5 protein-coding genes and 1 pseudogene are annotated in these 5,731 nt (G+C 36.9%); 3 read left to right on the top strand and 3 right to left on the bottom strand.

The features are described 5' to 3' along the window. The 3 genes and pseudogenes from Q0L68_RS15205 to Q0L68_RS15215 all read left to right on the top strand — a co-directional run. Positions 1-584, top strand: a pseudogene (locus Q0L68_RS15205) (TonB-dependent receptor); the annotation flags it as partial. Further along, complete coding sequence (locus Q0L68_RS15210) at positions 581-1,657, top strand: DUF4249 domain-containing protein (protein ID WP_296704882.1); 1,077 nt, start codon at positions 581-583, stop codon at positions 1,655-1,657. The pseudogene Q0L68_RS15205 and the gene Q0L68_RS15210, both read left to right, overlap by 4 nt. 35 nt (positions 1,658-1,692) lie before the next feature. Next, the gene (locus Q0L68_RS15215) at positions 1,693-2,760 is read left to right on the top strand and encodes a DUF4249 domain-containing protein (RefSeq protein WP_296704884.1); all 1,068 of its coding nucleotides are present in this window, start codon (positions 1,693-1,695) and stop codon (positions 2,758-2,760) included. Positions 2,761-2,923: 163 nt separating this feature from the next. Here Q0L68_RS15215 and rfbB read toward each other — a convergent pair whose 3' ends face one another. From rfbB to Q0L68_RS15230, 3 genes are all read right to left on the bottom strand, one after another. Further along, a complete protein-coding gene (rfbB, locus tag Q0L68_RS15220) occupies positions 2,924-3,979 on the bottom strand; it encodes a dTDP-glucose 4,6-dehydratase (RefSeq protein ID WP_296704887.1) in 1,056 nt (351 codons plus the stop codon). Between the two features lie 12 nt (positions 3,980-3,991). Next, entirely contained in the window at positions 3,992-5,047 is a 1,056-nt protein-coding gene (locus Q0L68_RS15225; RefSeq protein ID WP_296704889.1) for an NAD-dependent epimerase, read from the bottom strand. A gap of 36 nt (positions 5,048-5,083) precedes the next feature. Further along, positions 5,084-5,731: glycosyltransferase (locus Q0L68_RS15230; RefSeq protein WP_296704891.1), on the bottom strand; the 648-nt coding region annotated here is incomplete at its 5' end.

Below are 5,731 nucleotides of genomic sequence, written 5' to 3' on the forward strand. Positions count from 1 at the left end.
TAAATCCGCATATAGAGACCGAATTGATCCAGGGAGAAGGTAAAGCTTATGGTGCGGAATTATTGATCCAAAGAAACAGCGGTGGTATCACAGGTTGGCTCGCCTATACCTATACCAGGTCATTGATTAGAACCACCTCAGGATTTGCTGAAATTCAGGTCAATCAGGGCAATTGGTTTGCTACCAATTTTGACAAACCTCACAACATATCTCTTGTCACCAACATCCATATCGGAAGGGGACGGACTTTCAATACGAATATAAATTTTTCCTCAGGCAGACCGGTTACAGGGCTTTCATCTAACTATGTAGTCGGAGGGGTTTATGTTCCAAATTTTGGGAACAGAAATGAATTCAGGATTCCAAACTATTTTAGAATTGACTTTTCCTACCTAACAAATGGATTTGTAAGAAAATGGGATGATAAGATCAATTTTAGTGTCTACAACCTCACAGGTCGAAAAAATGCCTATTCGGTATTTTTTCAAAGAGAAGGAAGGTCACAGAGATTATTACCTTATCAGATTTCAATATTGGGTTCCGCTTTCCCATCAATCAGCTACACTGTTTCTTTTGGCAAATGATCTCACAAACTAAAAAATCTGTCCGACTGATTTTGGTATTTTCAGTTTACTTTTTATTGCCATTTTCCTGTATTGAAAAACTTGATTATTTCATCGAAAGCAATGAAGTGCAATTAGTAATCTATGGACTTTTGACCGATACCAATGAAAGACAAGAAGTCTCCATTACTAGGACATCTGCTATGGGACTTGCACCAATGGAAGTTCTGGATGCCCAGGTTTCTTTGTTAACTGCATCTGGTGATAGATTGAGGTACTCTTCTAGCATATCTGGGGAATATATATTAGAAGGATTTGCTGCAAAAGAAGGAGAAAGTTATGCCATCGAGGTTATTCTGGAGGACAAGGTCTATATGTCTAAGTATGAAAAGGTTCCTGAGCTTCTTGCGGATGATGAAATCAGTTTTGAATTTAATAAAGAACCATTTAGAACAGAATCTCCGGAATCTGTTTTTACGGTTTTTACAGAGGCTACACTGCCTAACTCAGCAGATCCGATCTACCTTAGATGGATGATTGAAGAGACTTATTTCTGGCCTTTGGTATATTTACCGGGGACAGGATTTCCTCCTCCAATTCCCCCACCTTGTTTTATATCGGATGTCATTGAACCCAATAGACTCAGTTTATTTGATGGTTCGGGTACAAGTACAAGAAAAGGGAATTTTGTATTGGGTAAAAGATTAGTGGACAATTCCTTCTTGTATCCATTTTTTGTAAGCGTCAAACAACTCAGCATCAATCGAGAAGCTTATGAATATTGGGAAAAAATAAAAACTGTGATCGATAACCAAGGATCCTTATTTGATATTCCCCCTGCTTCAGTATTTGGAAACATTTCCAATGTTGAAGACCCAAATGAAAGAGTCTTGGGGTATTTTGAAGTTGCCAAAACCAAGGTGACTAGAATTTATACAACACGTGCAGATGTTCCGTTTAATCTCGTAGACCCTTGTCAATATTTTCCAAATAAATCTGAAGATTCTTATGCCCCTGAATGCAAGTCTTGCGAAGCGCGAGCGGAAGGCCGAAGGTGGACAAATGACGTACCTGATTGGTGGAAGTTTGATTGAGATTATTGAGGTTTGGGCTAGAAGAATATCATAAGATGAAAAAGGACTTTTATTCAAAATTAAAGCTACTTACCTGCCTGATACCTCTACTTTCGGTAACATTCTCTTGTATTGAACCACTTGATTTTTGGCAAGAAACACAAGAGGGACAATTAATTATCTATGGATTGTTTACTGATGTGGATGATAAGCATGTTGTCAATATCAGCACCTCTGCACCTTTGGCTTTTCGTCCCAAAAGTGTTTCAAATGCAGCGGTTTATTTACTGACCGATGGAGAAGATAGAATATCATATTCCAATAAAGGAAATGGTGTTTATGAATTGCATGGGGTGAAATCAGTAGAAGGGAAAAGTTATGCTTTAGAGGTGATTTTGAATGGGGTAACATACAAGTCAAAATTTCAAGAAATGCCCGATGCTGTCGGTAAGGACAGTCTCAGCTATCAAGTTTCGTATGAACCATTCAGAACTTTTCAAAATGAGTATGTTTTTAAGGTCTTTGCAAAATCAGAAATACCGGAAACAAAAGACCAGTTATTCCTCCGATGGATAGTGGAAGAAGCACATTATTGGCAACTACTCTGGATTCCTCCTGGCACCCCTCCGCCTCCTCCCTGTTTTATTTTTGATGTCATGGATCCTTCAAGAGTTAATTTATTTGACGGAACAGTTACTTCAAGTCGTCAAACTGAGAAATTATTGGCTATCAGGAAATTTGACAATTCATTCTTATTCCCATATTTTGTTACAGTAAAACAGTTAAGTATTAACAGAGAGGCATTTGAATACTGGCAAAAAATCAATACAGTTATAAACAACAAAGGCTCCCTTTTTGACATACCTCCTGCGCCGGTATTTGGGAATATCATAAATACTAAAAATCCAGATGAACTTGTCCTTGGCTATTTTGAGGTTGCAAAATCATCAGTATCGAGGTTCTATGTTACTTCAGAGATTTCTCCTATTTATTTGCAACCAATCTGTGACTACATTCCCGGAAAACCTACTAATCAATATCCGGCAGAATGCCTTTCCTGTGAAAGTCGAGCAGCAGGCCGGGATTGGACAATCACAATACCTGACTGGTGGATTTATGATTGATCTTACAAATCAAAAGATGATTTCATAAAAAATACTTAGATATACTCTTTCTTGGTTAACGAGATCTTACAAACTCAAGATCTTTATCAAAAAGTTAAACTATTCTTAATCCGTTCAATTATTGGGAGTTAGTCAAAGTACTTTTTTCACAGACTAAAACTCCCTATCTATTTTCATATAATTCAGAATAATAATCCTGATATGCCCCAGAAGTAACGTGATCTAGCCAATCTTGGTTATTTAGATACCAATCAATCGTAATCTCAATCCCTTCTTCAAATTGTAAACTTGGCTCCCAACCCAATTCTTCCTTGATTTTTGTAGCGTCTATAGCATAGCGAAGATCATGTCCTGCCCTATCCGTTACGAAAGTGATTAGCTTTTCAGAAGCCCCTGCTTCACGGCCAAGTTTTTCATCCATCTTTTGACAAAGCAATTTTACAATATCAATATTCTTCCATTCATTGAACCCACCTATATTGTACGTTTCCCCTGCTTTCCCTTGATGAAATACAGTATCAATAGCTCTAGCATGGTCCTTTACAAACAACCAGTCTCTGATATTTTCACCCTTCCCATACACCGGTAAAGGCTTATTGTTTTTGATATTATTAATACAAAGAGGAATAAGCTTCTCAGGAAAATGATTTGGGCCATAATTATTAGAACAGTTAGAAACGACAGTTCTCATTTTATAAGTATTGGCATAAGCCCGTACAAAATGATCTGAAGAAGCCTTAGAAGCGGAATAAGGAGATTGGGGATCATATGGTGTTGTTTCCAAAAAAAAACTTCCATCATGAAGAGATCCATATACCTCATCAGTCGATATATGATAGAATAGATGCTGATTAAAGTTATTCTTCCAATATTCTTTTGCAGAATTTAAAAGATTAACTGTGCCAAATACATTTGTCTTTACAAATGCCAAAGGATCAGTAATCGACCGATCGACATGTGATTCAGCTGCCAGATGAATTACATCTGAAATTTTATGTTTTTCAAAAACAGCCTTAAGGGCCTCTGATTCTTGAATATTTACTTTTTCAAAAAAATAATTAGGAACTTCCTCTACCTCTTTTAAATTTTCCAGATTACCTGCATAGGTCAAAGCATCAAGATTGACAATCTTATATTCCGGATATTTTGAAACAAAAAGTTTCACAACATGGCACCCAATAAATCCGGCACCACCAGTAATCAAAATTGATTTTTTCATAAATGTATTTGCCTATTCCTCACCATAATAGTCTAAATACCATTCCGTAAAGGCATAAACACCTTTTTCAATAGTCGTCTCTGGTTTGTAACCTGTATCCCTTACTAAATCAGAAACATCTGCATGAGAAGCTGGAACATCTCCGGGTTGTAATGGTAGTAATTCCATTTTGGCTTTTTTACCGAGTCCTTTTTCAACTGCATGAATATAATCCATCAAAAGTACTGGTGAGGAGTTTCCTATATTATAGACCTTATAAGGAGCTCTTGCACTACCGGGGTCAGGATTCATTGGATCAAAATCAACATTCGGAGTGGCTGGTCTATCAGCTACTCGAATTACCCCTTCCACAATGTCATCTATGTAGGTGAAATCACGTTTCATTTTACCATAGTTAAAAACTTTGATTGGCTCTCCTTTTAAAATAGCTTCTGTAAAAAGAAAAAGTGCCATGTCAGGTCTGCCCCATGGACCATAAACTGTAAAAAATCTTAATCCTGTTGTAGGAATGTTAAATAAATGACTGTAAGTATGCGCCATTAATTCATTAGATTTTTTAGAGGCTGCATATAAGCTAATCGGATGATCTACAGAATCAGAAGTAGAAAACGGGAGTTTTTCATTTGCACCATAAACCGAACTTGAAGAGGCATAAACTAAGTGTTTTACAGGGTGAAAGCGACATGCTTCTAAAATATTCAGAAAAGCAATAATATTACTTTGGATATAAACCTCCGGATGAGTCAATGAATACCTTACTCCTGCCTGTGCAGCTAAATGAATTACTACATCAAATTTCTCTAGTTCAAAAAGCTCCAATAAGTCGTCTTTTTCAGCTAGGTCTAATTTGATGAATCTATAGGAAGGAGTCATATAAGACTGGACAAGTCTGTCCACTTTTATTTCTTCCCTACTTATACCCATTGAGGCTAATCGAGCATACTTCAGATCAATATCATAATAATCGTTTATCACGTCTAAGCCTACGACTTGATCTCCCCTTTCCAACAGCGTGCGGGCAACATGAAAACCAATAAATCCAGCGGTTCCGGTGACCAGATACTTCATAAACTGAGTCTAATGTGATTAATTCCTAAATATAATTTATTCTGTTGGACTGACCTCTTTAAGAAGATCAAGGTAACGATCATAAATTTCTTGATGAACTTTAGGTCTATTGTAATTTAAGATAACTTCTTCATTTAATTTTATCGCCATTTGAGCCATTTTATCCCTTTTTACATACGCAAATTCTAAAGCCTCTTTCAAAACGCCAGCATCTTTGACTGGAAAAATCAATCCAGTTTTCTGCTGAGTAATAATATCAGTATTTCCGATGATCCCAGAACAAATAATTGGAAGCTGCATTGCTCCTGCTTCTAATAAGACATTTGGAAAGCCTTCTCTATGCGAAGCGTGGACTAAAACATCAGCCAAAGCCATATAATGCGCAACATGATCTGACCAATCGATCTGTACGATCCTAGGATGATCTGTAATTGTCTGTATCGTTTCAGGAGACAAAGGGTTCAAATCTTGTTCAAAGCTTCCTAACAATACCAGTTTTGATTTACCTTCAATTTTAGAATTGGTAAATGCAGAAACCAATTCCTCAATGCCTTTATCTTTTACTAATCGACCAACAGCAAGTATGACAAAGTCATTTTCTCCCGGTAGAATACGCATTGTTGCAGCAACTAAATGGTTTTCTTTTAGGGCGTTTCGATTGTATTTCTCTAAGTCAACTCCATT

The organism is Algoriphagus sp. (assembly GCF_024642405.1).
GTDB lineage: Bacteria > Bacteroidota > Bacteroidia > Cytophagales > Cyclobacteriaceae > Algoriphagus.